33 protein-coding genes and 1 tRNA gene are annotated in these 25,164 nt (G+C 72.7%); 13 read left to right on the top strand and 21 right to left on the bottom strand.

Features of this window, described 5'->3' with window-relative positions:
- The first annotated feature begins 26 nt into the window (after positions 1-26).
- Positions 27-527, top strand: coding sequence for a GNAT family N-acetyltransferase (locus ABZ404_RS00720; RefSeq protein ID WP_358837718.1), 501 nt, complete (start codon positions 27-29; stop codon positions 525-527).
- On the opposite strand, the gene ABZ404_RS00715 is transcribed toward ABZ404_RS00720, so the two are convergent.
- Together ABZ404_RS00715 and ABZ404_RS00710 are read right to left on the bottom strand one after the other, a co-directional pair.
- Positions 497-1,396 (bottom strand): alpha/beta hydrolase, encoded by a 900-nt coding sequence (locus tag ABZ404_RS00715; protein WP_358989945.1) that lies wholly within the window; start codon positions 1,394-1,396, stop codon positions 497-499. The genes ABZ404_RS00720 and ABZ404_RS00715 overlap by 31 nt on opposite strands.
- Before the next feature lie 61 nt (positions 1,397-1,457).
- The gene (locus ABZ404_RS00710; protein WP_358837060.1) at positions 1,458-1,823 is read right to left on the bottom strand and encodes a helix-turn-helix domain-containing protein; all 366 of its coding nucleotides are present in this window, start codon (positions 1,821-1,823) and stop codon (positions 1,458-1,460) included.
- A 145-nt stretch (positions 1,824-1,968) separates the two neighbouring features.
- Between ABZ404_RS00710 and ABZ404_RS00705 the strand changes: the two genes are divergently transcribed.
- Positions 1,969-2,943: an NADP-dependent oxidoreductase gene (locus tag ABZ404_RS00705; RefSeq protein ID WP_358837061.1), complete on the top strand. Its 975-nt coding sequence runs from the start codon at positions 1,969-1,971 to the stop codon at positions 2,941-2,943.
- 99 nt (positions 2,944-3,042) lie between these two features.
- Here ABZ404_RS00705 and ABZ404_RS00700 read toward each other — a convergent pair whose 3' ends face one another.
- Positions 3,043-3,825 (bottom strand): maleate cis-trans isomerase, encoded by a 783-nt coding sequence (locus ABZ404_RS00700; protein ID WP_358837062.1) that lies wholly within the window; start codon positions 3,823-3,825, stop codon positions 3,043-3,045.
- Between the two features lie 343 nt (positions 3,826-4,168).
- Here ABZ404_RS00700 and ABZ404_RS00695 point away from each other — a divergent pair, with 343 nt between their 5' ends.
- From ABZ404_RS00695 to ABZ404_RS00680, 4 genes are all read left to right on the top strand, one after another.
- Positions 4,169-6,133 (top strand): FAD/NAD(P)-binding protein, encoded by a 1,965-nt coding sequence (locus tag ABZ404_RS00695; protein WP_358837063.1) that lies wholly within the window; start codon positions 4,169-4,171, stop codon positions 6,131-6,133.
- Positions 6,130-7,536, top strand: coding sequence for a 3-carboxy-cis,cis-muconate cycloisomerase (pcaB, locus tag ABZ404_RS00690; protein ID WP_358837064.1), 1,407 nt, complete (start codon positions 6,130-6,132; stop codon positions 7,534-7,536). Before ABZ404_RS00695 ends, pcaB begins: the two co-directional genes overlap by 4 nt.
- 290 nt (positions 7,537-7,826) lie before the next feature.
- Positions 7,827-8,735 (top strand): hypothetical protein, encoded by a 909-nt coding sequence (locus ABZ404_RS00685; RefSeq protein ID WP_358837817.1) that lies wholly within the window; start codon positions 7,827-7,829, stop codon positions 8,733-8,735.
- A 247-nt stretch (positions 8,736-8,982) separates the two neighbouring features.
- Positions 8,983-9,738 carry a dienelactone hydrolase family protein gene (locus ABZ404_RS00680; RefSeq protein ID WP_358837816.1) on the top strand — a complete coding sequence of 252 codons (756 nt, stop codon included), beginning with the start codon at positions 8,983-8,985 and terminating at the stop codon, positions 9,736-9,738.
- Positions 9,739-9,811: 73 nt separating this feature from the next.
- Here ABZ404_RS00680 and ABZ404_RS00675 read toward each other — a convergent pair.
- Positions 9,812-9,885, bottom strand: a tRNA-Met gene (locus tag ABZ404_RS00675).
- An 85-nt stretch (positions 9,886-9,970) separates the two neighbouring features.
- Here ABZ404_RS00675 and ABZ404_RS00670 point away from each other — a divergent pair.
- Together ABZ404_RS00670 and ABZ404_RS00665 are read left to right on the top strand one after the other, a co-directional pair.
- Positions 9,971-10,573 (top strand): phosphoribosylanthranilate isomerase, encoded by a 603-nt coding sequence (locus ABZ404_RS00670; RefSeq protein ID WP_358989942.1) that lies wholly within the window; start codon positions 9,971-9,973, stop codon positions 10,571-10,573.
- Between the two features lie 163 nt (positions 10,574-10,736).
- Complete coding sequence (locus ABZ404_RS00665) at positions 10,737-10,943, top strand: antitoxin (protein WP_358837215.1); 207 nt, start codon at positions 10,737-10,739, stop codon at positions 10,941-10,943.
- Positions 10,944-11,126: 183 nt separating this feature from the next.
- On the opposite strand, the gene gcvH is transcribed toward ABZ404_RS00665, so the two are convergent.
- Both gcvH and ABZ404_RS00655 read right to left on the bottom strand, forming a co-directional pair.
- Positions 11,127-11,510, bottom strand: coding sequence for a glycine cleavage system protein GcvH (gene gcvH / locus ABZ404_RS00660; protein WP_358837214.1), 384 nt, complete (start codon positions 11,508-11,510; stop codon positions 11,127-11,129).
- A 187-nt stretch (positions 11,511-11,697) separates the two neighbouring features.
- Complete coding sequence (locus ABZ404_RS00655) at positions 11,698-13,221, bottom strand: chitinase (RefSeq protein WP_358837213.1); 1,524 nt, start codon at positions 13,219-13,221, stop codon at positions 11,698-11,700.
- 387 nt (positions 13,222-13,608) lie between these two features.
- On the opposite strand from ABZ404_RS00655, the gene ABZ404_RS00650 reads away from it, so the two are divergent.
- Positions 13,609-13,971: a cupin domain-containing protein gene (locus ABZ404_RS00650; RefSeq protein WP_358837212.1), complete on the top strand. Its 363-nt coding sequence runs from the start codon at positions 13,609-13,611 to the stop codon at positions 13,969-13,971.
- A gap of 113 nt (positions 13,972-14,084) precedes the next feature.
- Here ABZ404_RS00650 and ABZ404_RS00645 read toward each other — a convergent pair whose 3' ends face one another.
- Both ABZ404_RS00645 and ABZ404_RS00640 read right to left on the bottom strand, forming a co-directional pair.
- Entirely contained in the window at positions 14,085-14,825 is a 741-nt protein-coding gene (locus ABZ404_RS00645; RefSeq protein WP_358837211.1) for a class I SAM-dependent methyltransferase, read from the bottom strand.
- Between the two features lie 287 nt (positions 14,826-15,112).
- Positions 15,113-15,385 carry a DUF1876 domain-containing protein gene (locus ABZ404_RS00640; RefSeq protein ID WP_358837210.1) on the bottom strand — a complete coding sequence of 91 codons (273 nt, stop codon included), beginning with the start codon at positions 15,383-15,385 and terminating at the stop codon, positions 15,113-15,115.
- 140 nt (positions 15,386-15,525) lie between these two features.
- Here ABZ404_RS00640 and ABZ404_RS00635 point away from each other — a divergent pair, with 140 nt between their 5' ends.
- Both ABZ404_RS00635 and ABZ404_RS00630 read left to right on the top strand, forming a co-directional pair.
- The gene (locus ABZ404_RS00635; protein WP_358837209.1) at positions 15,526-15,789 is read left to right on the top strand and encodes a UBP-type zinc finger domain-containing protein; all 264 of its coding nucleotides are present in this window, start codon (positions 15,526-15,528) and stop codon (positions 15,787-15,789) included.
- A 137-nt stretch (positions 15,790-15,926) separates the two neighbouring features.
- Positions 15,927-16,466: a GNAT family N-acetyltransferase gene (locus ABZ404_RS00630; RefSeq protein WP_358989939.1), complete on the top strand. Its 540-nt coding sequence runs from the start codon at positions 15,927-15,929 to the stop codon at positions 16,464-16,466.
- A gap of 33 nt (positions 16,467-16,499) precedes the next feature.
- Here ABZ404_RS00630 and ABZ404_RS00625 read toward each other — a convergent pair whose 3' ends face one another.
- Both ABZ404_RS00625 and ABZ404_RS00620 read right to left on the bottom strand, forming a co-directional pair.
- The gene (locus tag ABZ404_RS00625; RefSeq protein ID WP_358834773.1) at positions 16,500-17,264 is read right to left on the bottom strand and encodes an alpha/beta fold hydrolase; all 765 of its coding nucleotides are present in this window, start codon (positions 17,262-17,264) and stop codon (positions 16,500-16,502) included.
- Between the two features lie 34 nt (positions 17,265-17,298).
- Positions 17,299-17,466, bottom strand: a complete 168-nt coding sequence (locus ABZ404_RS00620; protein WP_358834772.1) for a hypothetical protein — start codon at positions 17,464-17,466, stop codon at positions 17,299-17,301.
- A 190-nt stretch (positions 17,467-17,656) separates the two neighbouring features.
- On the opposite strand from ABZ404_RS00620, the gene ABZ404_RS00615 reads away from it, so the two are divergent.
- Together ABZ404_RS00615 and ABZ404_RS00610 are read left to right on the top strand one after the other, a co-directional pair.
- On the top strand, positions 17,657-18,253 hold the full coding sequence (locus ABZ404_RS00615; RefSeq protein ID WP_358834771.1) for a TetR/AcrR family transcriptional regulator: 597 nt from the start codon (positions 17,657-17,659) through the stop codon (positions 18,251-18,253).
- A 105-nt stretch (positions 18,254-18,358) separates the two neighbouring features.
- Positions 18,359-19,324, top strand: a complete 966-nt coding sequence (locus ABZ404_RS00610) for an LLM class F420-dependent oxidoreductase (protein WP_358834770.1) — start codon at positions 18,359-18,361, stop codon at positions 19,322-19,324.
- Positions 19,325-19,409: 85 nt separating this feature from the next.
- Here the strand turns inward: ABZ404_RS00610 and ABZ404_RS00605 are convergent, their stop codons facing one another.
- From ABZ404_RS00605 to ABZ404_RS00555, 11 genes are all read right to left on the bottom strand, one after another.
- Entirely contained in the window at positions 19,410-19,763 is a 354-nt protein-coding gene (locus ABZ404_RS00605; protein ID WP_358834769.1) for a DUF5133 domain-containing protein, read from the bottom strand.
- A gap of 55 nt (positions 19,764-19,818) precedes the next feature.
- Complete coding sequence (locus tag ABZ404_RS00600; RefSeq protein ID WP_358834768.1) at positions 19,819-20,004, bottom strand: CsbD family protein; 186 nt, start codon at positions 20,002-20,004, stop codon at positions 19,819-19,821.
- A 128-nt stretch (positions 20,005-20,132) separates the two neighbouring features.
- Positions 20,133-20,309, bottom strand: a complete 177-nt coding sequence (locus ABZ404_RS00595) for a hydrophobic protein (RefSeq protein ID WP_358834767.1) — start codon at positions 20,307-20,309, stop codon at positions 20,133-20,135.
- Positions 20,310-20,473: 164 nt separating this feature from the next.
- Complete coding sequence (locus ABZ404_RS00590; RefSeq protein ID WP_358834766.1) at positions 20,474-21,469, bottom strand: cation diffusion facilitator family transporter; 996 nt, start codon at positions 21,467-21,469, stop codon at positions 20,474-20,476.
- A complete protein-coding gene (locus tag ABZ404_RS00585; RefSeq protein ID WP_358834765.1) occupies positions 21,466-21,786 on the bottom strand; it encodes a gas vesicle protein K in 321 nt (106 codons plus the stop codon). Before ABZ404_RS00585 ends, ABZ404_RS00590 begins: the two co-directional genes overlap by 4 nt.
- Positions 21,783-22,055, bottom strand: a complete 273-nt coding sequence (locus ABZ404_RS00580; RefSeq protein WP_358834764.1) for a gas vesicle protein — start codon at positions 22,053-22,055, stop codon at positions 21,783-21,785. The genes ABZ404_RS00585 and ABZ404_RS00580 overlap by 4 nt, the downstream gene beginning before the upstream one ends.
- A complete protein-coding gene (locus tag ABZ404_RS00575; RefSeq protein ID WP_358834763.1) occupies positions 22,033-22,830 on the bottom strand; it encodes a GvpL/GvpF family gas vesicle protein in 798 nt (265 codons plus the stop codon). The genes ABZ404_RS00580 and ABZ404_RS00575 overlap by 23 nt, the downstream gene beginning before the upstream one ends.
- Positions 22,823-23,185, bottom strand: coding sequence for a gas vesicle protein (locus ABZ404_RS00570; RefSeq protein ID WP_358834762.1), 363 nt, complete (start codon positions 23,183-23,185; stop codon positions 22,823-22,825). Before ABZ404_RS00570 ends, ABZ404_RS00575 begins: the two co-directional genes overlap by 8 nt.
- On the bottom strand, positions 23,185-24,381 hold the full coding sequence (locus ABZ404_RS00565) for an SRPBCC family protein (protein WP_358834761.1): 1,197 nt from the start codon (positions 24,379-24,381) through the stop codon (positions 23,185-23,187). The genes ABZ404_RS00570 and ABZ404_RS00565 overlap by 1 nt, the downstream gene beginning before the upstream one ends.
- Positions 24,374-24,922 (bottom strand): DNA primase, encoded by a 549-nt coding sequence (locus ABZ404_RS00560; protein WP_358834760.1) that lies wholly within the window; start codon positions 24,920-24,922, stop codon positions 24,374-24,376. Before ABZ404_RS00560 ends, ABZ404_RS00565 begins: the two co-directional genes overlap by 8 nt.
- A complete protein-coding gene (locus ABZ404_RS00555) occupies positions 24,919-25,155 on the bottom strand; it encodes a gas vesicle protein GvpG (RefSeq protein WP_358834759.1) in 237 nt (78 codons plus the stop codon). Before ABZ404_RS00555 ends, ABZ404_RS00560 begins: the two co-directional genes overlap by 4 nt.
- Between the last annotated feature and the right edge of the window lie 9 nt (positions 25,156-25,164).

Here is a 25,164-nt window from a genome sequence, read left to right as displayed (position 1 = left end):
CCATACCCGGTGATATCCCACCGGGTATGGAATGTCTCGTCACACCACGGCTCGTCCTCCACCCCATGAGCGTCGAGGAGGCGCTGAAGCTGACGGCGGACGAGCCGGGCGGGAACGCGCACTGGGCACCCGGATACCCCACCGAGGCGGACACCGCCGGGGCCCTGCGCTACCTGGAGACGTACGAGGGCGCGGGCGACCCGCAGCCGTTCGGCGCGTACGAGATCCTCCGTCGCGAGGACGGCCGCGCCATCGGCGGTCTGGGCTTCCACGGAGCCCCCGACCTCGACGGGACCGTCACCATCGGCTACGGCCTGGTCCCGTCGGCGCAGGGCAGGGGCTACGCCACCGAAGCCCTGCGCGCCCTGCTGCTGTTCGCCCGCGCCCAGGGCGTCACCCGTGTGAAGGGCGACACAGCCCATGCCAACCTCGCCTCCCAGCGGGTGATGACCGCCGCGGGGATGAGCCTGGTCGCGGAGGACGCGTGGCTGAAGTACTACGCGGTGGAGTGGCTGCCGGACGTGTGACCTTCCGCGTACCGGTGCCGGCCACCGCCCGAATCCAGGAACGCCGTCACCGTCCGCGTGAAACCCTGGGGGTCGTCGAGCCACGGGAAGTGGCCCGCACCCGGCTGCACGGTGAGCCGCGCCTTCGGGAACAGCGCGGCGATCGTCGCCGCGACCCGGGGCCGCGGCCCGCTGTCCAGTTCCCCGGTGAGCAGCAGGACCGGTGCGTCGAGTGACTCCATCGCGGCGCGGGCGGCGGCGGGGGAGAAGGCGTCGGGCGACGCGTACGCCTCGGCGGCCTCGGCGTTGGTCTGCTCCACCTCGGTCGCGGCGTGGGCCCGGGCCGCCGCGTTCCAGCGGCCGTAGAAGAACGGGCCGGCGGCGTCCCAGTCCGCGTCCGCGTCGGATCCGGCCTGGATCCGCTCCAAGGACGCGTGGGCGTCCTCGAACCACGGCTCGGCCGCGCGCAGGGCGGCCGCCTCCCGGCGGTGCTCCTCGGTGAAGTCGATGCCGAGGGCACGCGCGCGGGCGGTGACCAGGGTGAGCGTACGGACGCGGTGCGGGTGGCGGGCCGCGTACAGCAGGGCGAGGTCGCCGCCCGCCGAGTGCGCCAGAAGGTCGACGCGGTCGAGGCCGAGCTGCTCGCGGAGGGCCTCGACGTCCGCCACCTGCCGGTCGCAGCGGTACGTCGCCGGGTCGGCGGGGACGTCCGAGTCGCCGGTCCCGCGCAGGTCGAGCAGGATCAGGCGGCGCCGTGCCGAGAGCCCGCCGAGGTCGCCGAGGTAGGCCGAGGCGCGCATCGGCCCGCCGGGCACACAGAGCAGCGGCTCGCCCTCGCCGCGCACGTGGTAGGCGAGCCGGGTCCCGTCGGGAGCGGTGAAGTGAGGCATGGCGTCATCCTCACGGCCCCGCGACGATCATGGCAAGGGAGTTCGCCGCCCTCCGCCCGCGCTACTGCCCCGCGTACAGCAGATCCACGTTCCGCTCCGCCCAGTCGCGCATGTGCGCCAGCGGCTCGGCGGCGCTGCGGCCCAGCTCGGTCAGGGCGTACTCGACGTGCGGGGGCACGGCCGGGTAGACCGTGCGGGACACCAGTCCCGCCTCCTCCAGGCGGCGCAGCGTCTGGGTGAGTACCTTGGGGCTGACTCCCTGGAGTACGCGCTGGAGCGCGCCGAACCGTACGGGACCGTCCTCCATGGCACCGATCGCCAGCGCGCTCCACTTGTTGGCCAGCAGCTCCAGCACGTTCCGGCAGGGGCACAGGGCCGCGTAGACGTCGTGCTTGTCGTGGGTGCCGGTGCCGCATGTCGTGCTCATGGATGGTTCCTCCGCGCGGGGCGCGATCGAGTCGATGCTATCCAAAAGATAGTAGGCGCCCTTGCAGGTTACTACTACCCCTCCCATAGCTTTGCCGCATCGTTCACCGCGCGGGCGCCGGTCGCCCGCATCCGAGGAGTCAGCCATGTCCCACCCCACCCCCACGATGCGCGCCGTCACCCAGTCCGTCTTCGGCGGCCCCGAGGTCCTGGAGGTCACCGAGGCGCCCCGGCCCGCGCCCCTGCCGACCGAGGTCCTGGTGCGGGTCGTCGCCGCCGGGGTCAACCCGGTCGACGTGAAGACGCGCGAGGGCGGCGGTATGGCGGGCATCCTCGGGGAGCCGCCGTTCGTCCTCGGCTGGGACGTCGCCGGTGTGGTCGAGGAGGTCGGCTTCGGCGTGCACACCCTGGAGGTGGGCGACGAGGTGTACGGCATGCCGTGGTTCCCCCGCGCCGCCGGCGGGTACGGCGAGTACGTCACCGCCCCCGCCCGCCAGTTCGCCCGCAAGCCCTCCTCCCTCAGCCACGACGAGGCCGCTGCCGTCCCGCTGGCCGCGCTCACCGCCTGGCAGATCCTGGTGGACACCGCCGACGTACGCCCCGGTCAGCGCGTGCTCGTCCACGCCGCGGCGGGTGGTGTGGGCCACTTCGCCGTCCAGATCGCCAAGCACCTCGGCGCCCACGTGATCGCCACCGCCAGTGCGGGCAAGCACGCCTGGCTGCGACAGCTCGGCGCCGACGAGGTCGTGGACTACACCGCCGCCCCCTTCGAGAAGGCGGTCTCGGGCGTCGACGTGGTCGTCGACCTCGTCGGTGACGAGATCGACAGCACCAGCACGCGCTCCCTCGGCGTGCTGCGCCCGGACGGCCTGCTGGTCGCCGTCCCCTCCGGGGTGTCCGGCGAACTCGCCGAGAAGGCCGCCGCGGCCGGTGTGCGCGCCAGGCCGTTCCTGGTGGAGCCGGACGGCGCGGCCCTGACCACCCTGGCCGGGCTGATCGACGCCGGTGCGATCAAGGTCGAGGTGGCGTCGGTCCTGCCGCTGGCGGAGGTCGCGCGGGCCCACCGGGAGCAGGCCTCGGGCCGCACCCGCGGCAAGATCGTCCTGCGGGTGGCCGAGTGAGCGTACGGCCGTGAAGGGGTGCGGCCCTGGGGTGTCCGGCGCAGGAGGGGCTTGGTGCTCTCCGTGTGCGAAGGATGCCACCGGGGCCGCGCCCTCCCCCTACAGGGACGGCGTGTCCAGGGCGAACAGCCTTCCGTACCCCGTGATCGCCTCGGTGTGGCTGTCGGCCGCGTGCAGGACCGCCCACAGCAGTACCTGATTGGCCGTCAGTACCGGTCGCCCCAGGGTGGATTCGAGGCACTCCACCATCCCCACCGCGCGGAAGCCGTTGCCGCCCACCACGACGGCCTCCGACTCCTCGGGGGTGTGGGCGGCCACCCAGTCGTGCAGTGCGCGCGGCCGGATGAGGGACTGCCCGCTGGGGAGGTCGCAGGGGGCGGAGAAACGCACGTCGAAACCCGCGGCCTCGTAGTAGGCGCGGCCCAGGTCGTTGAGCTCGCGGTCGAACCAGGGCGGGTCGACCAGGCAGATCCGGGTGGCGCCCAGCAGGCGCAGGGCCTCCACCGTCGAGGCGCACGTGGCGACCACCGGCAGCCCGTCGGCGCCGGCCGCGAGCCGGTCGAGCATCGCCGCCTCGCCGTCCGCGCCGATGACGTACGCGGAGCTGGTGAAGGCGTAGCCGATGGCGGCCAGCGGCGCGGCGGCCAGCCGGGCGGCGGCCTCGTCCACGTGCGGCGGCTCGGCGAAGGCCCGTACCGGCGCGAGGGGGATCGTGGCGTCCATGGCGCCGCCGGACCGCATGGCGCCGAACGGCACCCGGGCGGTGTGCACACCCACGTCGGGCGGCGCCATGGCGCGGAACTCCGACTCGGGGCCCACGTCGGCGTGCGGGGTGAGCACGCCGACGCGCACCCGTACGTCCCAGCCATCAGGTCGCCACATCGCTCCCGCACCTCCACACGGACGGCTCTGCTGTGCGGACCGCATGCTTCCGCTTGTCCATCGTGCGGGCCGGCGACCGCCCGCGCGATACGCCGCCGCCATCCGGGTGCGCCCGGCTCCACCGCGGTGACCTGCGCTTCTTTGTGACCGGCCGAGCCGGACGCGGTCCCGTCAACGCGCGTGCGCCATGCCGCAGTTGATCGGCCTCCTTGGATCCCGCGACCTCACCGTGGCTATCGTCCCGCTGTGAGGAACGACAAGCGGCGCCGAACCACCCGGTTCCCCGCAAGTCGCTCCGCGCCACCCCCGAAGGCACCGGGCAGGACGACAGGAGAGTGTGGGTATGAGGAGTGAGGTTCCCAGGACGGTGTGCCTGGTCGGCGCCGGTCCGCGCGGTCTGTCGGTGCTGGAGCGGCTGTGCGCCAACGAACGCGGGCGGCCCGCGCACTCCGCGGTGACCATCCACGTGGTGGAGCCCTGCGAGCCCGGCGCGGGCGCCGTGTGGCGCACCGACCAGTCCCGGCTGCTGCTGATGAACACGGTGGCCTCGCAGATCACCGTCCACACCGACGCAGGCTCGTGCATCGAGGGGCCCATCGAGCCCGGTCCCACCCTGGAGGAGTGGGCGCGCGAGATCGCCGCGTCCGGTGACCGCGCCGGTCACGACGAGCAGACCCTCGCCGAGGCCCGCGACCTCGGGCCGAACACCTATCCGAGCCGGGCCTTCTACGGCAGCTACCTCTCCGCGATGTTCCAGCAGGTCGTCCGGCATGCCCCGGCGCACGTCAGAGTCGAGATCCACCGCTCGCGTGCCGTCGCCCTCGCGGACAGCCACGGAGAAGCCGACTGCGAGCAGGCCGTCGGCCTCTCCGACGGGACCTGGCTCAGCGGTCTCGACGCGGTGGTGCTCGCCCAGGGCCACGTTCCGGTGCGGCCCACCGCCCGCGAGGAGCGGACCGCCAGCCTCGCCCGGGTCCACGGTCTGCGCTACCTCCAGCCCGCCAACCCCGCCGACCTCGACCTCGGCGCCGTCGCCGCGGGCGAACCGGTCCTGCTGCGCGGGCTCGGCCTCACCTTCTTCGACCACATGACCCTGCTCACCCAGGGCCGCGGCGGCTCCTTCGCCCGGGTCGGGGGACGGCTGGTGTACCGGCCCTCGGGGCAGGAGCCCAGGATGTACGCCACGTCGCGCCGGGGTGTGCCGTACCACGCCCGCGGTGAGAACGAGAAGGGCGCCTCCGAGCGCCATCTCCCCCGGCTGCTCACCCCCGAGCACGTCGAGAAGCTGCGCGAGCGGGCCGCACACGGCCAACGGATCGGTCTCCGGGAGGAGTTATGGCCGCTGATCGCCCGTGAGGTGGAGAGCGTCTACTACGGCACCTGGCTCACCGCCCACGGCCGCGACGCCGAGCGCCCGGACCTGGTCGACCGGTTCCTGGCGTGCGAGAGCGCCGAAGGCCGCGGCGCGCTGCTCGACGCCGCCGGCATCCCCGAGGCGGAGCGCTGGAGCTGGGAGCGGCTCTCGCACCCGTACGGGGAGCAGGAGTTCGGCGACCGGGACGCGTTCCGCGACTGGCTCCTGCGCTATCTGCGCGCCGATGTGCGCGAGGCCCGGCGGGGCAACCTCAGCGGTCCCCTCAAGGCCGCCCTCGACGTCCTGCGCGACCTGCGCAACGAGGTACGGCTCGCGGTCGACCACTGCGGACTGCACGGCGACTCGCACCGCGACGAGCTCGACGGCTGGTACACACCGCTCAACGCCTTCCTCTCCATCGGCCCGCCCACCTCGCGCATCGAGGAGATGATCGCGCTCATCGAGGCGGGCGTCCTGGAACTGACCGGCCCGGCGACCGAGATACGTATCGACACGGTCGACCCCGCCTTCGTCGCCCACTCCCGGGCCGTCCCCGGACCGCCCCTGCGGGCCCGGGTGCTGATCGAGGCACGGCTGCCCGAGGCGGATCTGCGGCGCGCCGCCGACCCGCTCCTGCAGCACCTGGTCGCCACCGGGCAGGCCGTGAACCACCGCGTGCCCACCGCCGGGGGCGCCTGGTACGAGACCGGCGGCCTCGCCGTGGCCGAGCGGCCCTACCGCGTCCGTGACGCCCGGGGCCGGGCCCACCCGCGCCGGTTCGCCTACGGGGTGCCCACGGAGGCCGTGCACTGGGTGACCGCCGCCGGGATCCGGCCCGGGGTGGACTCCGTGACCCTGGCCGACTCCGACGCCATCGCCCGCGCGGTGCTCGCCCTCGCCCCCCGTCCCGTCGCGTCGGCCGCCGCCGACCGTCTCCAAGGAGCCCTCGTATGACCGGCCGCCCCGACAGCCCGCCCGACTCCGGTCTGCTCTCACCGGTCCGCGCCGGAACCCCGGTGGAGGAGGCCGTCGGCGACGTGGCGTGGCTCCAGGCGATGCTCGACGCCGAGGCCGCGCTGGCACGGGCCCAGGCCCGCCTCGGCACGCTGCCGAAGGAGGCCGCCGAGGTCATCGGCGCCCAGGCCCGCGCCGAGCACCTCGATCTGCGGGCGCTGGCGCTGGCCGCGCGCGAGAGCGCCAACCCGGTCGTGGGTCTAGTGCAGGCGCTGAGCGGGCGCGTCGCCGCCGTGGACCCGGCCGCCGCGCACTACGTCCACCGCGGCTCCACCAGCCAGGACATCTTCGACACCGGCGCGATGCTGGTGGCCCGGCGGGCGCTGCCCCTGATGCGCGCCGACCTCGCCAGGTCCGCCGACGCGCTGGCCGTTCTCGCCCGGCGCCACCGCGACACCACCATGGCGGGCCGCACCCTGGCCCTGCACGCCGTCCCCACCACGTTCGGGCTGAAGGCCGCGGGCTGGCGGCAACTGCTGCTCGACGCCGATCTGCGGCTGGAGCGCGTCCTGGACGGCGGGCTGCCCGTCTCCCTGGGCGGGGCGGCGGGAACGCTCGCCGGATATCTGGAGTACGCGCGCCTGGACGGGGCGGCCCCGCCGGACCCGGGGGAGTACGCGGCACGGCTCACCGAGGCGTTCGCCCAGGAGACCGGGCTCGCCGCGGGCGGCCTGCCCTGGCACACCCTGCGCACCCCGGTCGCCGACCTCGCCGCCGCGCTGGCCTTCACCGCCGCCGCCCTCGGCAAGATCGCGGTGGATGTGCAGTCGCTGACGCGCACCGAGGTCGGGGAGGTCGCCGAGCCCGCCGTCACCGGCCGCGGCAGCTCCTCGGCCATGCCGCACAAGCGCAACCCCGTCCTCGCGACCCTGCTGCGCAGCGCGGCCCTCCAGGTGCCCGTCCTGGCCGCGGGCGTCACCCAGTGCGTGCTCTGCGAGGACGAGCGCTCCGCCGGGGCCTGGCACGCGGAGTGGCAGCTGCTGCGCGAGTGCCTGCGGCTGACCGGCGGCGCCACCCACACCCTGGTCGAACTGGCCGAGGGGCTGGAGGTGCGGCCGGAGCGGATGGCCGGGAACCTGGCGCTGACCGGCGGCCAGATCGTCTCCGAGCGGATCGCCGCCGTCCTGGCGCCGCGGCTCGGCAGGGCGGAGGCCAAGCAAGCACTCTCCCGGGCCTCCCACCTCGCGGCGAGCACCGGCCGGCCGCTGGCGGAGGTGCTCGCCGAGTCCGAGGAGCTGCGCGGCCACCTCACCCCAGCGGAACTGACCGAGCTCTGCGACCCGGCGCGGTACACCGGCGCCGCCGCGGCCCTCGTGGACCGGGCGGTGGACACCCCGCGTTGAGAGCCTGTCTTTCAACCCCCGTCTGCGCCCCGACGCCCGGCACGCACGCTCACCGCACGGCGTCCCAGGACAGGTGGCTCCGCCACATGACCTGGGACGCCGCACGCCGATCGCACGCACCGACCGCCGCTGCGCCCGCCCTCCGGGCGGGCGACGGGGGTTCAAGGACAGGCTCTGAGCCCGGCCGGTGCGGGGATACCCCGATCGGCCCCGTCGTCTGCGTGGCTGACGGTCACTCAGCGCCCGAGGTGCTGCTCTGTGACAGGGGGTCACACGACGACAGGAGACTCATGCGTACCGCACTGCTGCGCAGCGGGACCAGGGCGGCGGCCGCCGCCGCCCTGGCCTTCGCCACCGCCCTCGGTGGCGCCGCCACCGCCGATGCCACCGCCCGTGGCGAGGAGCACGGCGGCCACCACGGCAGCCGGGTGGAGGTGGCGATCGGGGCCTCGGGCATCCACGCCCCGGACACCGCACAGGCCGGCCTGGTGGCCTTCCACGTACGGACCGACGACCCCAAGGGCCACTTCCTCCAGGCCTTCCGGCCGCACCGCGGTGTCTCCGTACGCAAGGTCCTCGCCGATCTGGGCAAGGCCGTCAGCAGGAAGCCCGCCGCCGCCGCGCGAGGCATCTCCGCGGTGCGGGACGAGGCCGAGCTGCTCGGCGGCGCCCAGGTCACCCCGTCCGTGCCGGAGACCTTCACCACCCCCGTCGGCGCCGGCCCGGTCGTCCTCCTGGACTTCACCGCCTTCCTCGCCGACCCGGCCCACCCCGTCACCCGCGTGCTGCACCTGCGCGACGGCTCGTCCGGCGACCTGGCGGACTTCCCCGACAGCATCGTGATCACCCGCGAGACCGCGAAGGGCCCCCGCTTCGACGTCAACGGCCTGCGCCGGGCCGGGGAGAACGTCCTCGTCCACAACGCCTCGGACGAGATCCACGAGATGGGCCTCCAGCCCGTCAAGCGCGGCACCACCGACGCCCAGCTCCAGAAGTTCTTCGCCTCCACCCCCTCCGGCCGGCCGCCCTTCACCGGGCCCTCGCTCGGCCTCGGCGCCATCTCGCCGGGACGCACCGCCCTGCTGCAGACCCACCACCTGCCGCCGGGCACCTACGCGCTGCTCTGCTTCGTGCCGGACGACAAGACCGGCATCCCGCACGTCGCCGAGGGCATGCACAAGGTCGTGGTCCTGACCTGACGCCTTGTGGCATCCGAACCGGCCCCGGGCCGGCGGACGCGCCGGGACGGTGTGCGGCGGCCCCACCGCCGCCACCGCCCCGGCGGGGTCAATTCCGGCCCGTGGAACGGGAAACGGCCGGAAAACGCCGCACAGCGGATCCGCCCAACCGGTGCGGAACGGCAAGAAAAGGATCTTCGCGTCCCGGTCGTTGTGACACGCTGGCGAGGTGTCCCGCGTGCAACACCGAACGAGAAGAGAGACGTTCATGACCACAGTGCTCGGATCCTCCGTGGACATCCCCACGCAGGACGGCACCGCCGACGCCTACCTCGTCCACCCCGACGACAACACCCCGCACCCCGGGGTCCTGCTCTACATGGACGCTTTCGGGCTCCGCCCCCATCTCAACGGGATGGCCGACCGCATCGCGGCGGCCGGATACACCGTCCTGGTCCCCAACGTGTTCTACCGCGCGGGCCGCGCGCCGATCGCCGAGCTGCCCGACTTCATCGACCCCCAGCAGCGCCCCGACCTCTTCGAGACCCTGGGCCCGCACATATTCGCCCTCACCTCCGAGCTGGTGGTACGGGACGCGGACGCGTATCTGAGCTGGCTGGCGCGGTCCCCGCTGACCACGGACGGGCCGGTGGGCGTCACCGGTTACTGCATGGGCGCGAGCCTCGCCCTGCGCACCGCCGGGTCCTTCCCCGAGCGCGTCGCGGCGGCCGCCGGCTTCCACGGCGGCCGGATGGCCACCGACGCCCCCGACAGCCCGCACCTGCTCGCCGAGAAGATCACCGCGGAGCTGTACTTCGGCCACGCCGACCAGGACCCGGGCATGCCCGCCGAGCAGATCGACCGCCTCGACAAGGCGCTCTCGGCGGCCGGGGTACGCCACCGGGCCGAGGTCTACACGGGCGCCCAGCACGGCTTCACCCAGGCCGACACCGCGGCCTACGACGCGGCCGCCGACGCCCGGCACTGGGAGGCCCTGCTCGCGCTACTGGACCGCGCGTTGTGAGGCGTACGGACCCGTAGACGCGAGGGGACGAACGAAGAGGCCCGCATCCAGGGGATGCGGGCCTCTTCGGCAGTAGCGGGGACAGGATTTGAACCTGCGACCTCTGGGTTATGAGCCCAGCGAGCTACCGAGCTGCTCCACCCCGCGTCGGTGAACACAACTGTACGGCACTTCGCGCGCCCCCATGACCAGGCGGGCCGGCCCGGGGCCGGGGGTTTGGTTGACTGGGGCCATGAGTGATCTCTTCGTCAAGATCTGCGGGCTGCGGACCGAGCGCGACGTGGACACGGCCGTGGAGGCCGGGGCCGACGCGGTGGGGTTCGTCTTCGCCGAGAGCCCGCGCACGGTCGACACCGAAACCGCCCGGCGCCTGAGCGAACGGGTCCCGGAGCACGTGCTCACGGTGGGTGTCTTCCGGGGGCAGCCGGTGGAGGAGGTCGTGCGGCTGACGCGGGACAGCGGGATCCGCGCCGTCCAGTTCCACGGCGACGAGGGCCCCGAGTACTACCGGGCCCTGCGCGCACCGGGCCGCACCCTGATCCGGGCCACCTCCGCCGGCCGGACCCCGGTGCGCTGCGGGGAGCTGAAGGAGGACATGCTGCTGCTCGACGCCCCCGACCCCGGCTCCGGCAAGCCCTGGAACTGGGCCTCGCCCGGGTTCACCGCCCCCACCGGCCGCTGGCTGCTCGCGGGAGGCCTGCACCCGCAGAACGTCCGGCAGGCGGTCGAGGCCACGGGGGCGTGGGGGGTGGACGTCTCCAGCGGGGTGGAGAGCGCACGCGGGGTGAAGTCGGAGCGGCTGATCCGGGCCTTCGTGGCGGCGGCACGCCGGTAGACCGCACGAGACCGCCCGGGGCCCGGTGGTTTCGCGAAGCGCGTCCGCGGTGGTGGGGCCCTGCCCGGCCGGTGACCTCCCGCGTTCCTTCGCCCGGATGCGGAGTGGCGGGGGAAGGGGTGATCCTGGAGTCCGGGGGCTGCCTGCTCTAGGAGGACACGACATGTCCGTCATGGACAAGCTCAAGCAAATGCTCAAGGGGCACGAGGACCAGGCGGGTAAGGGTGTCGACCGCGCCGGTGACTTCGTCGACGACAAAACGCAGGGCAAGTACAGCGGCCAGGTGGACACGGCCCAGGACAGGCTCAAGCAGCAGCTGGGCTCGGAGGGCGAGCAGGGCGGGGGGCAGAACACTCCGCCCGTGGCGTGACGTACCCGAGCGCATGGGCGCCGGCCCCGGCACGACCGGGGCCGGCGCCCGCGCACGTCCCGGCGCCCGCGCACGTCCCGGCGCCCGCGCACGTCCCGGCGCCCGCCGCCCGGCACACGGGCGGGGGACGGCGTCCCGGCACCGGTCGCCACCGCCCGCCGCGGCGACCGGAGTTGCGCCCGCTCAGGCGCCCGTGGCCGCCCGGTACTGCTCCGCCGTCAGGAGCTCATCCACCGGCTCACCCTCGGCGGGGGCGAGTTTGAAGAGCCAGACGCCGTACGGCTCGGTGTTGACCTTCTGCGGGGTGGCGACCGCGTCCGCGTTGGTCTCCACGATCTCGCCCGCGAGGGGCGCGTAGATGTCGTTCGCGGCCTTCACCGACTCCACCGTGCCGACCGCCTCCTTGCGGGAGACGGTCTTCCCCGCGTCGGGCAGGTCGAGGAACTCGATGTCGCCGAGGGCCTGTCGGGCATAGTCGGTGAGGCCCACCGCGAGCACGCCGTCGCCCTCGTCTCGGACCCACTGGTGGAACAGGGTGTAGCGCAGGTCGGCGGGGATGTTCGACATGCTCGGGCTCCATTCGGCACACACGGCACATGTAGATGTCGTCCGCTGCGGACGATCACCGAGAAGCTTGCCGGGCCGGTGGCCCGTGGCAGACGCTTTTGAGACACCGAGGGCGCACCGCGCCCGCACGCGGGGGTGTCCGGCGCGGAGCACCGCACCGGACACCCCTGCCTCAGCCGCGCCGCGTTCAGCAGGCCCCGAGGTCCTGCCACACACCCCACTCGCCGGTGGTGCCGGGCTCCTCGCCCTGCGTCCACCACTTGGCCTTCCAGGTGTGGCCCTTGTGCGACACCTGTGTCCCGCCGGTGTAGACGGAGGTGGTGTTCCACGGGGTGGCCGTGCACTGGTGGCCGCTGCCGCCGGTGATGGTCAGCGTGTACGTCGCCGAGTGGCTCGCGGCGGCGTTGGAGCCGGTCACGGTGAGGGTGTACGTGCCCGAGACGGCCGCCGAGGTCGTCGACACGGTCAGCGTGGACGAGCCGCCCGCCGTCACCGAGGCGGGGCTGAGCGAGGCCGTCACCCCGGCCGGGGCGCCGCTGACGGTGAGGTTCACGGACTGCGCCTGGCCCGCCGTCACCGCGGTCTTGACCGTCGTCGTGGCCGAACCGCCGGCCGTCACCGACCCGGTGGCGGGTGAGGCCGCCACGGAGAAGTCGTTGGCGGGAGCGGTGCTGCCCGAGGTGAAGGGCTCGAAGATGTGGCTGAAGTCCCAGGTGTTCTGCTGGATGCCGGAGCAGTTGTCCGCGGCGGCGCCGCCGGGGCAGCCGCCGTTGTCGCGCTGGAGCGCCCAGAAGGAGAGGGTGTTGATGCCCTTGGAGACCGCCCAGTTGTACACCTGCGTGGCGTTGGCGAGCGTGAACGTCTCGGCGGGGCCGAAGTCGTCGACGCCCGGCATCTCGGTGACGCCGATCATGCCCCACAGCTGGGCCGGGGACTTGCCCGGGTAGAGCTGGGCGAGCTGGTTGTAGAGCCCCTGGGCCGCCGTCTGGGTGTCGTTGGCCATGTTGTGGGAGGCGTTGTCGTAGTAGTCGAACGTCATGAGGTTGGCGACGTCGACGCGTGCCCCGTTGCTCACGGCGTTGCGCAGCACGGCGAGGCCGCTGGAGGCGAGACCGGAGGTGGTGGTGGGGAGGGTGTACGAGATCTCCACCTTGCGGCCGTTGGCCGCCGCCCAGTCCTGGACCTGCTTGATCGCCTTGTTGCGCCGGTCGATGCCCGCGCTGTTGTCCAGCGAGTCGACCTCGATGTCCATGTCGAGCCGGGAGATGTCGTAGGTCGTGATGACCTTCTCGTACGCGGCGGCGATCTGGTTGACGTCGGTACAGCTGTCGGCGATCTCGGTGCCGGTGGTGTCCGCGGTGTAGCCGCCGAAGGACGGGATGACGTCCCCGCCGCGCGACTGGATGGTCTTGATGTCGGCGCCGAAGGTGGAGGAGGCGATCGGCATACCGCTGTCGCCGTTCCAGTACGGCGTGCAGGAGCCCTTGGACGCCGTCTGGATGAACGCCATCGTCAGGTGCTTCGCGCCGGACTGGGCGGCCAGGGCGGCGGGGCTGTCGCCGGTCCAGGCCTCGAAGTAGGGGGCGAAGACATGGGCCGGCAGGGGGGTGGCGGCCTGGGCGGAGCCGCCGCCGAGCACGGCGAGGCCCGCGGTGGCCACGGCGGTGACGGTCGCGGTGAGAACCGCGCGGAGGGTACGCATGCGTCTCATGTCTGTCCAAGGTGTGAGGGGAGGGCCCGCCAATTCCCGTGGGGCGCAGCGGTGTTGGATATGGGATATCCCTGTGATCAGAGACATGTCAATGGACTGGACCAAAACAGGACTAGACCAATTCCGGGCGCGGGGTCGCCACAGCGTGGGTCACCGGGGGTGCCGCGCACTGGACCACTGCCCGGGGGAATTCGCGGGGGCGGACGGTACGCGTCCGCCGGACGCCCCCGGATCCTTGCCCCTCACCCGCCGTCCCCCGCCCTTCGCCCCTCACCCTTCACACGCGTCACCCGGACGGCCCATGCCGTGTGCGGCCCTCCCCGGCCCTGGTTACGTTCGGAGCGTCGTTCGTTCCCCACCCACCCCGCCGCCCGAGGAGAAGCACTCATGGCCGGTCTCGTACGCAAGAGTTTCGAAGCGCCGGAGGAGGTCCGTCCGTTCGAGGACGGCAAGGGGCGTCTGGAGTTGGTCAACGTCGGCGGGGGGCAGGTCGGCCGGGCGACGTTCGAGCCCGGCTGGCGCTGGTCCGAGCACATCAAACCGATCGCGCAGACGGACAGCTGCCTGGTCGCCCACGCCGGCTATGTGATCTCCGGGCGCATCAAGGTCGTCATGAACGACGGCCAGGAGGAGGACTTCGGCCCCGGCGACTACATGAACGCCGCACCCGGCCATGACGCCTGGGTCCTCGGCGACGAGCCGTGCGTCATCATCGACTGGATGGGCTACTCGGACTACGCGAAGCGGTAGCCGTACGCACGGCACGACCCCGCACCCCCGGACGCACCGCGCCCCTTCCACCCGGAGGGGATGCGGTGCGCCGCGGCGTGCCGTGCCGTGAACGGCCTGATTCCGTCTGTCCGTTACGACGCCACGGGCTCGCGGCGGAAGAGCGCGGTCCATAGGAACGGCTCACCGAAGCGCGGCGAGTCCGGGGGTTCGTTGCGCATCCGGCGCAGCTCGACCTCCGCGAGGTCGGAGAAGATCCAGCGCAGGGACTGCGGCGTGTAGGCGAGTCCGCCGTGGAGCCCTTTCTGGCGGTAGAAGTCGCCGTCGGGCAGCTCGGAGCCCATCTCACCGGCCGCGAAACAGGTGAGGGAGAGGTGGCCGCCCGGCGCCAGTACCCGGTCGAGCAGGTCGAGGTAGCTGATACGGCGGTGCGGCGGCAGATGGTGGAAGCAACCGGAGTCGTAGACCAGGTCGTACGGACCGCTCAGCACCGTGTGGGCGAGCGTGAAGGCGTCGCCGCGGTGGAACCGGATGTCGGCCCCCGCCTCCTTGGCGCGCTCCTCGGCCCACTCGACGGCCCCCGCGGAGAGGTCGACGGCGTCCACCTCGAACCCCCGCGAGGCGAGGTGGAGCGCGTTGCGGCCCGGCCCGCAGCCCAGGTCGAGCACCCGGCCCGGGGTGATCAGACCGCGGTCGAGATACGTCACGAGGTTCTCGTCCGGCTTGGCCACGAAGAACGGCACGGGTTTGGCGTGGTCCGCGTAGAACTCGTCCCACCAGGACGCCGCACCGGCGGTCCACCGGTCGGCCTCGGGCGCGAACAGGCCGTCCATGAGCTTGAGTACGTCGTCGATGGTGCGGATGTTCCGGTCCATCCGGTCCCCCCTTTCCCTGTCCTGTGATCGTAAATTTCCCGCGTACGAAAGGCCAGATCAGAGGGGGTGCGTGGAGGGCGTACGGGGCCGCGTGCGAGCCTGGGGCGGCGGGGGAGAGGGGCCCGCCCCGGGGCGGGGGCGCGGGGCCGTCGCGCCCACCCGCCAGGGCCGTCACGGGGGCGTGGACCGAGGGTCCGGAGAGGGTTTCTCGACGGTGCTCGCGGCCAGTGGCCGCAGCGACAGCGGGTCGGCGGATCAGTGGGTCAGCGCGTCAGCGCATCGGCGGGTCAGCGCGTCAGCGGGCGGGTCCGGTGTCCCACCGCCTCGTCGATCTCGGTGTGCGCCTTCTGGAGCAGTTGGGACGCCAGGTCCATCAGGACCCGGGAACCCGCGATCTCCTCGCCGACCCGCACCTGCTCGGGGTCCAGGGGGTGGCGCATGGCGTAGCCGCGCCCCCTCATCTCGGTGCCGTCGGCGAGTCTGAGGAGGCCCACGGCGCTGGTGCGGTCCCCGACCTGGGAGAACTCCAGCTCCACGTGCCACCCGGCGAGTGCGGTCATGGCGGTCACCTCCAGGGCTCGCCCACGTACTCCCAGGGTCCCTCCGCGGCGCCCCGGAAGCGAGCGGCGACGGAGTGCGGCCGGTGCCGGGCGTTCCTACCCTGGAGGACGCAGGAGGCCACCCCCCGACGGAGGACGCGATGACCACCGAGCCCGACCCGCATCTGGCCATGATCCGCGATGTGGAGCCCCGCACTCCGCAGGGGTGCGAGGACTGTCTGCGCGAGGGCTCCCCCTGGGTCCATCTGCGGCTCTGCCTCGTCTGCGGTCATGTCGGCTGCTGCGACTCCTCCCCGCGCCGGCACGCCCGCGCGCACGCCGCGAGCGAGGAGCACCCCGTCATGCGGTCCTTCGAGCCGGGCGAGGACTGGCGCTGGTGCTTCGTCCACGACGCCCTGGTCTGACCCGCGGCCCCGCGACCGTCCGTCGTCTCCCCGGTCCGATGCCGACCGTCCCACCTCATGGGCAACGGCCCCCGTCATGCCCCCGGCATCCGGAGGCGGCGAATCGACCGGATCCGGGCCCGTGTTTCCATGACGCGGTGAACAGCGAGAGCCCCGTCCCGTCCCACGCCCACCCGTACCTCCGCCCCCGGACCGACCGCGACCTGGACGCCTGTGTCCGGGCGCTCGCCGCCGTGCACGAGCGCGACGGCTACCCCGTCAACTGGCCCGAGCGCCCCGCCGACTGGCTCGCCCCGCCCTCGCTCCTCTCGGCCTGGGTGGCCGAACTGGACGGCCGGGTGGCCGGGCACGTCGGTCTGGCGCTCAGGGGTACCGGTGATGTGGCGCCCGGCCTGTGGAGCGCCCGCGCGGGTGTGGGCCCCGACGCGACCGCGGTGGTCGGCCGGCTCTTCGTCGCTCCCGGGGCGCGCGGCCACGGCATCGGAGGGCTGCTCCTGGCCCGCGCGGTCAGCGAGGCCCGGGCGCGCGGGCTGCATCCGGTGCTCGACGTGGTGGCCTCCGACACCGCCGCGATCGCCCTGTACGAGCGGCTGGGCTGGGAGTTGCTGGCCGAGGTCGAGCAGGAGTGGGGGCCCCGGCGGACCGTGGCCGTCCGCTGTTACGCGGCGGGCGGCTGACGGCGCCGGGGCCCCGCGGGGACCCGCCGGGGCTCAGCCCGCCGCGTGTGTCTCGCGCAGGAAGCCGACGAGCAGGGAGTTCACCTCGTCCGGGCGCTCCAGGCTGGGCAGATGGCCCGCCCAGGGCAGCGCGACGTGCCGGGCGTCACCGAGCAGACCGGTGAGGCGGACGGCGATGTCGTGGAAGTCCGCGAAGTCGTGGTCGCCCGAGACCAGCAGCGTCGGGGCCTTGATCGAGGCGGGGTCGGTCTCCACCCTGATCTGCCCGAACTCCTCCTCGGCGGCCAGTTGGACGTCGAAGGCGTTGCGCTGCATCCGGCGCACCAGCTCGCGGACCGCCCGGTCGGCCTCCGGGCCCACCCAGGCGTCCACGTTGAGGTCGGTCGCCCCGGCTATGTCACCGGTCTCGATCAGGGTGTCCTCGCGCTCGCCGAACGCCTGGAGCTCGGCGCCGGGTTCGTGCCCGGCCAGCGCGGTGCAGAGCAGCGCGAGGGCGGTGACCCGCTCGGGCATGCGGGCCGCGATCTCCAGCGCGACCCGGCCGCCGCCGGAGGACCCGACCAGCGCCGTGCGTTCGATACCGAGGGTGTCCAGGAGGGCGACGACGTCCTCCGCGTTGTTGTACGGGCGGTCGGGCATGGGGGTCTCGCCGAAGCCGCGCAGGTCGCAGCGGACCACCTGGTAACCGGCGTCGACGAGCGCGGGGACGTTGGGCTCCCACATCCGCCGGTCGCAGACCGTCGAGTGGAGCAGGAGAACCGCCGGGCCGCTTCCGGCCACATCATGGGAAAGAGTCACCGCGCCACAGTAGACACCGGTTCCGCCCCGCGCATCACCGTTTTCCCGCCGTCAGCGAGTCGGCCGGGTGCTGCGCCTCGGTGCCCTCACCGGCGGCGGGCAGCGTGGCCACCGGCCACCAGAAGTCGTCCAGGATGCCGTCCTCGGTGGCTGCGTCGGTCTCCGGCCGTTCGCCGGTCGGGCGTCGCGTCAGTCGAGTCATAACGGCAAGTGTGGTACTTGGAAGGGGCGTTGGGGAGTCGATTTCTAGAACAGTCTTCTACAGGTCGGTGGAGATCGCTGCGCTAGGGTTGCCGCCATGGCAGACAGCGTCCCGACCGGTGCCCCCTGGAGCACCCCCACGGCCCGAGCGCGACGGAACGGGCCCGGCAGGCACCGCGCGGAGCACGGCCGTGTCGCCTAGGCAGCAGCGCGGCGAGGCCACGATCGACCGGCTGCTGACCGCGGCGCTGCGGGTGTTCGCCGAGTCGGGCCAGCAGGGGTTCACGGTCAGCGCCGTCACCCGGGCCAGCGGGGTCAGCCTCGGGAGCCTCTACCACCACTTCGGCAGCTTCGACGGTCTCGCCGCCGCCCTCTACACCCGCTGCATGGAGCAGCTCTTCGACGAGATGACCGCCGTGCTGATGCGGGCCCGCACCGCCCGCACCGGCATCCGCGCGCTCGTGCAGTGCTATCTGCGCTTCACCGAGGAGCACCCCGACGTGGCGCTCTTCCTGCACGCCTCCGCCTACTCCGGCTACCTCGCCGCCCACGCCGACGAGATCCGCCGGGTCAAGGCGGACAAGCTGGCCGCGATCGCCGCCTGGCTGGGGCCCCGGATCGAAGCGGGCGAGATCGTGCCGCTGCCCTCGCCCCTGATCGACGTCCTCGTCCTCGGACCCCCGGCCGAAACAGCGCGCCGCTGGCTGTCCAGTACGTACGACATCGACCTCGCCCAGGCCTACCGGCTCCTGCCCGACCGTGTGTGGCGCTCGCTCCAGCCGGACTGACCACGGCGGTGTGGAGTGGGCCATTCGCGGGCCTCCCGCAAGAGGGTGACCGCGATGGCGCAGCCGGGAGGTTTTCGATCCGAGGAGCCAGGTAAACGTGAGGTTATGGTGCAAATCGGCTACACGATGATGACCGAGCAGACCGGCCCCCGCGCCCTCGTCTCCGACCTGGTCGCCGCGGAGCGCGCCGGCTTCGACTTCTCCGTCACCTCCGACCACTACTTCCCCTGGCTGGAGTCCCAGGGACACGCCTCGTACGCCTGGAGCGTGCTCGGGGCGGCCGCCCAGGCCACCACGCGCATCCCGCTGATGACGTACGTGACCTGCCCCACCTTCCGCTACCACCCCGTCGTCGTCGCGCAGAAGGCGGCGACGATGCAGCTGCTGTCCGAGGGGCGGTTCCGGCTCGGCCTCGGCTCCGGCGAGAACCTCAACGAGCATGTGGTGGGCACCGGATGGCCCTCGCCCCAGGTCCGCCTCGACATGCTGGACGAGGCCGTCGACATCATCCGCGCCCTGTTCGAAGGCGGCAACGTCAACCACCAGGGCGCCCACTTCGACGTGTCCAACGCCCGGCTGTGGGACCTGCCGGACGAGCCGCCGCCCATCGGGATCGCCGTATCGGGCGAGGTCTCCTGCGCGCTGGCGGGCCGCTCCGCCGACCTCGTCATCGCCACCGAGCCCAAGGCGGAGCTGCTCCAGTCCTTCGACCGGCACGGCGGGGCCGGCAAGCCCCGGGTGGGGCAGCTGCCGGTCTGCTACGACCCCGACCGGGATGCGGCGGTCGCCCGCGCCCACGACCAGTTCCGGTGGTTCGCCTCCGGCTGGCCGGTCAACTCCGAGCTGCCCGGACCGTCCGGCTTCGAGGGCGCCACGCAGTTCGTCACCCCGAAGGACGTGGCGGAGTCCATTCCGTGCGGCGACGACGTCGGGGCCTTCGTCGACGCCGTACGGCCGTACGTCGAGGCGGGCTTCACCGAGGTCGCCCTCGTCCAGATCGGCGGCGAGCACCAGCTCCCCTTCATCGAGTGGGCCGAGGCGAAGCTGCTGCCCGCGCTGCGCGAGCTGTGACACCGCGCCGACACCCCTTCTCCGGGACGGACGCGTCCTGACGTACCCGGTCGTACGGTGTACGACCGGGTACGCCGGGGGAGCGCTACCTGGACGCCGACGGCGGGGGAGCCGTCGGGGCGAACGGGGGGCGCGGCGCGGGGCGGCCGAGGGCCAGATAGCGCTCGGCGGCGTGTACGGCCTCGCGTGCGGTGCGCTCGCCCATGAGCACACAGAGCGTGTAGGCGGTGTCCTCGAAGCGCCTGCGCAGGGCAGGCTCGTGGGGCTGGACGAGGACCGCGCGTTCGTGCGCCCGGTAGTGCGAGAGCAGCCGCGCGAGGGTCTCCTTGTCGGGCAGCAGCATCATGTCCTCCTGAACATGGGGCGGGCCCAGCCCACCCATCCTGACCGGGTTCGGCGAACCGCGCGAGCCGTAGGACTGCGCTCCGTGACGAGCCATGGAAAAGGGGCCCCGCGACGCGTGGGTCGCGGGGCCCCGCAAGGCCGGGAGACGGTTACTTCTTGAAAGCGTCCTTCGCCTTTTCCTTGGCCTGGCGGAGATCGCCCTTGGACTTCTCCGTGCGGCCCTCGGCGGTCTTGCTCTCGTTGCCGACGGCGCGGGCCACGGTCTCCTTGACCTTTCCCTTGGCCTGCTCGGCCTTCGCCTTGGCCTTCTCGTTCTTTGCGGTCACGGTACTCACACCCTGATCTCTCGGAATTCAGCGGTCACGTCCGGGCCAGACCTTTCGGCCGTTCCTCGAACGCGTACAGCGACAACGTGTACCTCACCTTCGCGGGGCGCGCCCGGGGAACTGCTCCGAAGGGCGCGTCACCAGCGGTACCAGCGGCCCCGCCGTCCACGGCCGCCGCCCGCGGCGGGACGTGCGACGAAACCGACGAGCCACAGGACGAGGACGACGAGGGCGACCCACCACAGAACCTGGAGTGCGAAGCCGGCGCCGAAGAGAAGCAGCGCGAGCAGCAGAACGACAAGCAGGGGAACCATGCTTATGCACCTCCACCCAGTCGAGTGCCCCTGCCCGGCCGTGTCATGCACGGTGAATTCCGGACAGGGGCTTTGTCCCGGGCCTTGCCCCGGGCCACGTCCCGGCCTGTGTTCCAGGCCTTTTCCCGGTCAATCGCGGCCGGGTGACGAGCGGTTCAGACGATTCAGGCGATCCGTTCGCCGCGCGCCCGGGCGTCGGCCGTGGGCGCGTCGGTGACATCGAGGAAGACCTGATCGGCGTCCGGCCAGATGTTGGCCACCGATGCCTTGATGCGCTCGCAGACCAGCTCGATCTCCTCGCTCTCCATTCCCGGCATCAGGTCCACCCGGGCCGCCACGAGCGCGGAGTCGGTGCCCAGCCGCATGGTGAGCAGGGCCTCCACGCTGTCGATCTCCGGCTGCGCCGCCAGCAGTGCCCGGATGCGGTCGCGCATCTCGGGGTCCACCGCCTCGCCGATCAGCTGGTCGCGGGCCTCCTTGCCGAGCCGGTACGCCACGTATCCGAGGAGCACGCCGATGGCCAGCGAGGCCGAGCCCTCCCACACCGACTGCCCGGTCGCCATGTGCAGCGCCATCCCGATGATCGCGAGGGCGACGCCGAGGACAGCCGTGCCGTCCTCCGCGACGACCGTGCGCAGCGCCGGGTCGCTCCCGATGCCGCCCGGCTGCGTCCGTACCTGGTGCAGAGCCCGCCACAGGGACGCGCCCTCGGCGACGAGGGCCACCGCGAGGACGACGAGCCCGGCGATGTATCCGGAGTGCGTCTCGTGGGCGCCCGAGCGCAGGGCCTCGATGCCCTGGAAGACGGAGAAGCAGCCGCCCATCACGAAGATGCCCACGGCCGCGAGCAGGGACCAGAAGAAGCGCTCCTTGCCGTAGCCGAAGGGGTGGCGGCGGTCCGGCGGGCGGCGGCTGCGGCGCAGCGCGGCCAGCAGGAACACCTCGTTCAGGCTGTCCGCGACGGAGTGCGCCGCCTCGGAGAGCAGCGCGGGGGAGCCGGCGACGACACCGCCGGCCCCCTTCGCCGCCGCGATGAGCAGGTTCGCGCCGAGCGCGACGAAGACCGTGAGCCGGGTGCCGGAGTCCTTGCTGCCGCCCGTCCCGCCGGAGTCCTTGCTGCCGACCGCCGCGGTGGACTTGCCGTCACCGTGGCCGCTCACCGCCCGCCCTCCTGCGATCCGTCGCCACCGGCGGAGGGCTCCACGGGCAGCAGCGGGCCGAGCGGGCCCAGGTCGATGTTGAGATCCTCCGGCCGCAGGCCGAACTTCGACCTGAGCTCGCCCATCCGGTCCTCCAGGAGCATCAACGTCAGCCCGATGCGCTCCTCCTGATCCTCTGTCAGTTCGCCTGTCTCGACCCGCCGCAGGGCCTGACGTTCCATCAGCTGCCGTAGCAGCTCGACCACCGTCAGGACCAGTCGCGCCAGATCGCGCTCCACCGTGTCCGGGTCCAGCTCGACCCGCCTCGGCCCGCTCACGCGCCCTCCCCGGGAAGGCCGCGGCTCTCACCGGGCGCCGGCAGCGCGGACGCGTCGCTCTCGCCGCCCTCCTCGAACGGCGAGGGGACCCGCGCGCTCACCGAACTGACCAGGGCGTTGAGGTCGATCCGGACGAGGTCCACGTCCGCGATGCGCAGGGTGAGGTCGCCGGCGAGGACCACGCCTCCCGCGAGCAGCCGGTCGAGCAGGTCGACCAGGGCGACCTGCCGCTCGGCGGGTACGGCCTCAGCCGATACCGTCCGGGTCACCACTTCCTCCTTCCGCGTCCAGGTCACCCGCGAACGAGTACGGCGCCCAGGGCCCCGTCACCTCGACGCGCACACCCTCGACCCGCGACCTGTGCCGCTCCACCAGAGCGATGAACTCCGCGCTGCGCTCGCGCGGTACCAGATAGGCGGCGTTGAGCACGTTCTCGCCCGGCTGCCCCGAGACCTGCGCGCTCTGGGGCCGGTGCAGCCGCTCCGCCTCGGCGTGCCCGGACAGCTCCTGGTGCAGATCGCGGGAGAGGATGCCCGCCTGGCGCCAGGTGTCGTCCCGGGCCTGGCGCTGGCCGAGCCTGCGGCGCAGATAGTCCCGCCCGGACGCGGGCCTGCCCGCGGGCGCCGCCGCGGGCTCGGGGCCACGGGCGTCCGCGTACACCTTGACGCCCCACTCCACCCGCCCGTCCAGACGGTCCAGGGCCGCGGTGAAGCTGTCGTACCCGGAGTCGAGGAGCCGGCGCACCCCGCTGATGTCGCGGCACACCGTCGCGAGCCGCAGCGGGACCGCGCACGTCACCGAGGACAGCGCGGCCACCACCGCCTGATGGGCGCGGGCGGTGCCGGAGAGCCAGTCCAGGTCCTCCAGATGCCTGCGCAGCGGCGCCGCGTCGAAGTCCTCGGCGGGTACCGGGCTCGCCGCGGCGCACAGCCCGCGGTGGTCGATCAGCCGCGGCGGCTCGCCGTCCAGGGCGCGCACCCCTTCGGGCAACACCCCCTCGAAGGGACGCACCACCGCGTACACGTACCAGAGCGCGTCACTCATCACGTACTGCCTCCGCCTGTTCCTCGCGCTCGGCCCCCCGGGAGCCGTAGCGGCTCTCCAGCTCGGCAACCCGGGCCTGCAACTGCTCGTTCTCCCGGGCGAGTTCACGGCGTCGGGCGGCCCCGGAGAGCGCCGGGTCGTCCTCCCACCAGTCGATTCCCATCTCCTTCGCCTTGTCGAGGGAGGCCACGATGAGGCGCAGTTTGATGGTGAGCAGCTCGATGTCGAGGAGGTTGATGCGGATGTCCCCGGCTATGACGATTCCCTTGTCGAGGACGCGTTCGAGGATATCGGCGAGGTTCGCGCTGCCGCCGTCCGACGCATACGGATCGGAGAGCCGTCCCGGGGTCGTCATCAACGCCTCCGCGAACCGGACTTGGCGGGCCGCCGCCCGGATTCCTCGGGCTCCGGCTCAGGCTCGGGCTCGGGCTCCTCGGCCTCGTCCTCTTCCCACTCGTCCGCGTACTCGACGGAGTCGTCCTCGGGAGCCTCGTCGTGGGCGTCCTCCGGGACGTCCTCGTCCTCTTCGGGGTCCTCGGGCTCCTCGATCTCTTCGGGCTCCTCGGCCTCCTCGGCTTCCTCGTCGTACTCGCCCTCCAGCGGCTCCTCGTCGTCATAGGCCTCCTCGTAGGTGTCCTCCTGCGAGGCCTTGCCGCCGCCGTCCGCGTCCTCCTCGTGCGCGTCCCCCTCGTGCGAGGCCTCGCGCGTCTTCTCCTCGCGCTCCAGCGCGTCCTCGTGGCTCAGGACGACCTCGCCGTCGCGGATCTCACCGCGCCACCCCTCCGGGGCCTCCCCGCGCAGGGCGATGTGGCGGGCGAAGTTCTTCAGGTCCAGGCGGGCCCGGCGGCCCTGGGCGCGCCAGATGTTGCCGGTCTTCTCGAACAGGCCCTTGGGGTAGTACTCGATCACCAGCAGCACCCGGGTGAGCGAGGCGCCCAGCGGGTGGAAGGTGACGACACCCTTGGTGGTGCCCTTGGCGCCCTCCGAGGTCCACGCGATCCGCGCGTCCGGTATCTGCTCGGTGGTGTGCGCCTTCCAGCTGCGGGTGGACCAGAAGACCTTCAGCTTCCAGTCCGACGTGGTGTCGTCCGCGCTCTCCGCGCTGCGCACACCCTTCGCGAAGTGGGAGAACTCCTGGTACTGCGTCCACTGGTCGTAGGCGTCGCGGACCGGTACGCCCACGTCCACCGACTCCATGATGACCGTCGGCTTGCGGCCGCCGCCGCTCTTGCCGCGCTTGCCGCCCAGGTTCTTGAACGCGTCCGTGACATTCTCCTTCAGGTGGTCGGCGCCCAGCTCCAGGGCGGTGCGCATCGGGCCCTTGCCCTCGGTGAGCTTGCGCCCGCCCTTCAGGGCCAGCTCGGCGAATCCGGGGCTGCGCCCCTCGGCTATGTCGTTCAGCTTCACCGTGGACTCGCCGAGCTTGCGCCCGATGCCGACCAGGGCCCGCTCGACCTGGGCGAGCGCCAGGGACTGGAGTTCGGACTTGAGGCGGTCGGTGACCGCGCTGTCGATCAGCCCCGTCCCCTGCTTCTTGCCGTTCTCACTCACGGTCGCGACCCTCCTTCGTCTCGGCGCGCTCCGAGGAGCGGGTCTTGGATCCGGAGGTCCGGCGAGCCGCGGTCTTCTTCGCGCCGACGGCCCGGCGGGCCGGCTCGGACTTCTTCGCCGCCGACTGCGCCTTCTTCGCCGGCGCGGACCGCTTCGCCCGGTCGGCGGTCTTCCTCGCGGGGGCGGAGGCCTCCTCGGCCTTGTCGGTCCCCTCCTTCGCCACCCCGGACATACGGTCCTGGACGTCGAGGGTGCGGTCGTGCAGCCGGTCCGCGAGCCCTTCCAGGCGCCGGTTCACCATGGCGCCGGTCGCCGCCTTGCCCACCCCGCGCAGGTCCTGGCGGAGTTGGTCGCCGATCTCCTTGAACTGGGGGTTGTTCTCCAGCTGCCCGGCCGCGAACTGTGCGAGCGCCCCGGGGCTGAGCTTGAGGCGCTTGCCGAGCACCATGGTGCCGATGCCGAAAGCGAGCTTGGCCTTCTTGGTGCGACCTAGCACATAGCCCGCGCCTACCGCGAGCCCTACTGCCAGCCGGTTGTTCATCGTGAGGGATTCCTGTTCTCCAGCCGGTCGAGGAGCTCGTCCTCGCGGCGGTCGAACTCGGCCTCGTCGATCTCGCCCGCCATCAACTTCTCTTCCAGCGCGGCGAGTTCGTTACGTATGGCCGAGGGGTCGTAGTACTGCTGCTCCGCCTGCGACACCACCTGCTCCAGCACCCAGAAGGTGCCGCGCACGGGTGCCGCGGGGAGCAGCAGCAGCTCTTTGATCAGGCCCACGCGGGCCTC

It is taken from the genome of Streptomyces sp. NPDC005878 (genome assembly GCF_040629815.1).
In the GTDB taxonomy this organism is placed as follows: domain Bacteria; phylum Actinomycetota; class Actinomycetes; order Streptomycetales; family Streptomycetaceae; genus Streptomyces.
Note: the sequence above shows the minus strand (reverse complement) of the source record. Positions and strands in the feature narration are given on the sequence as shown.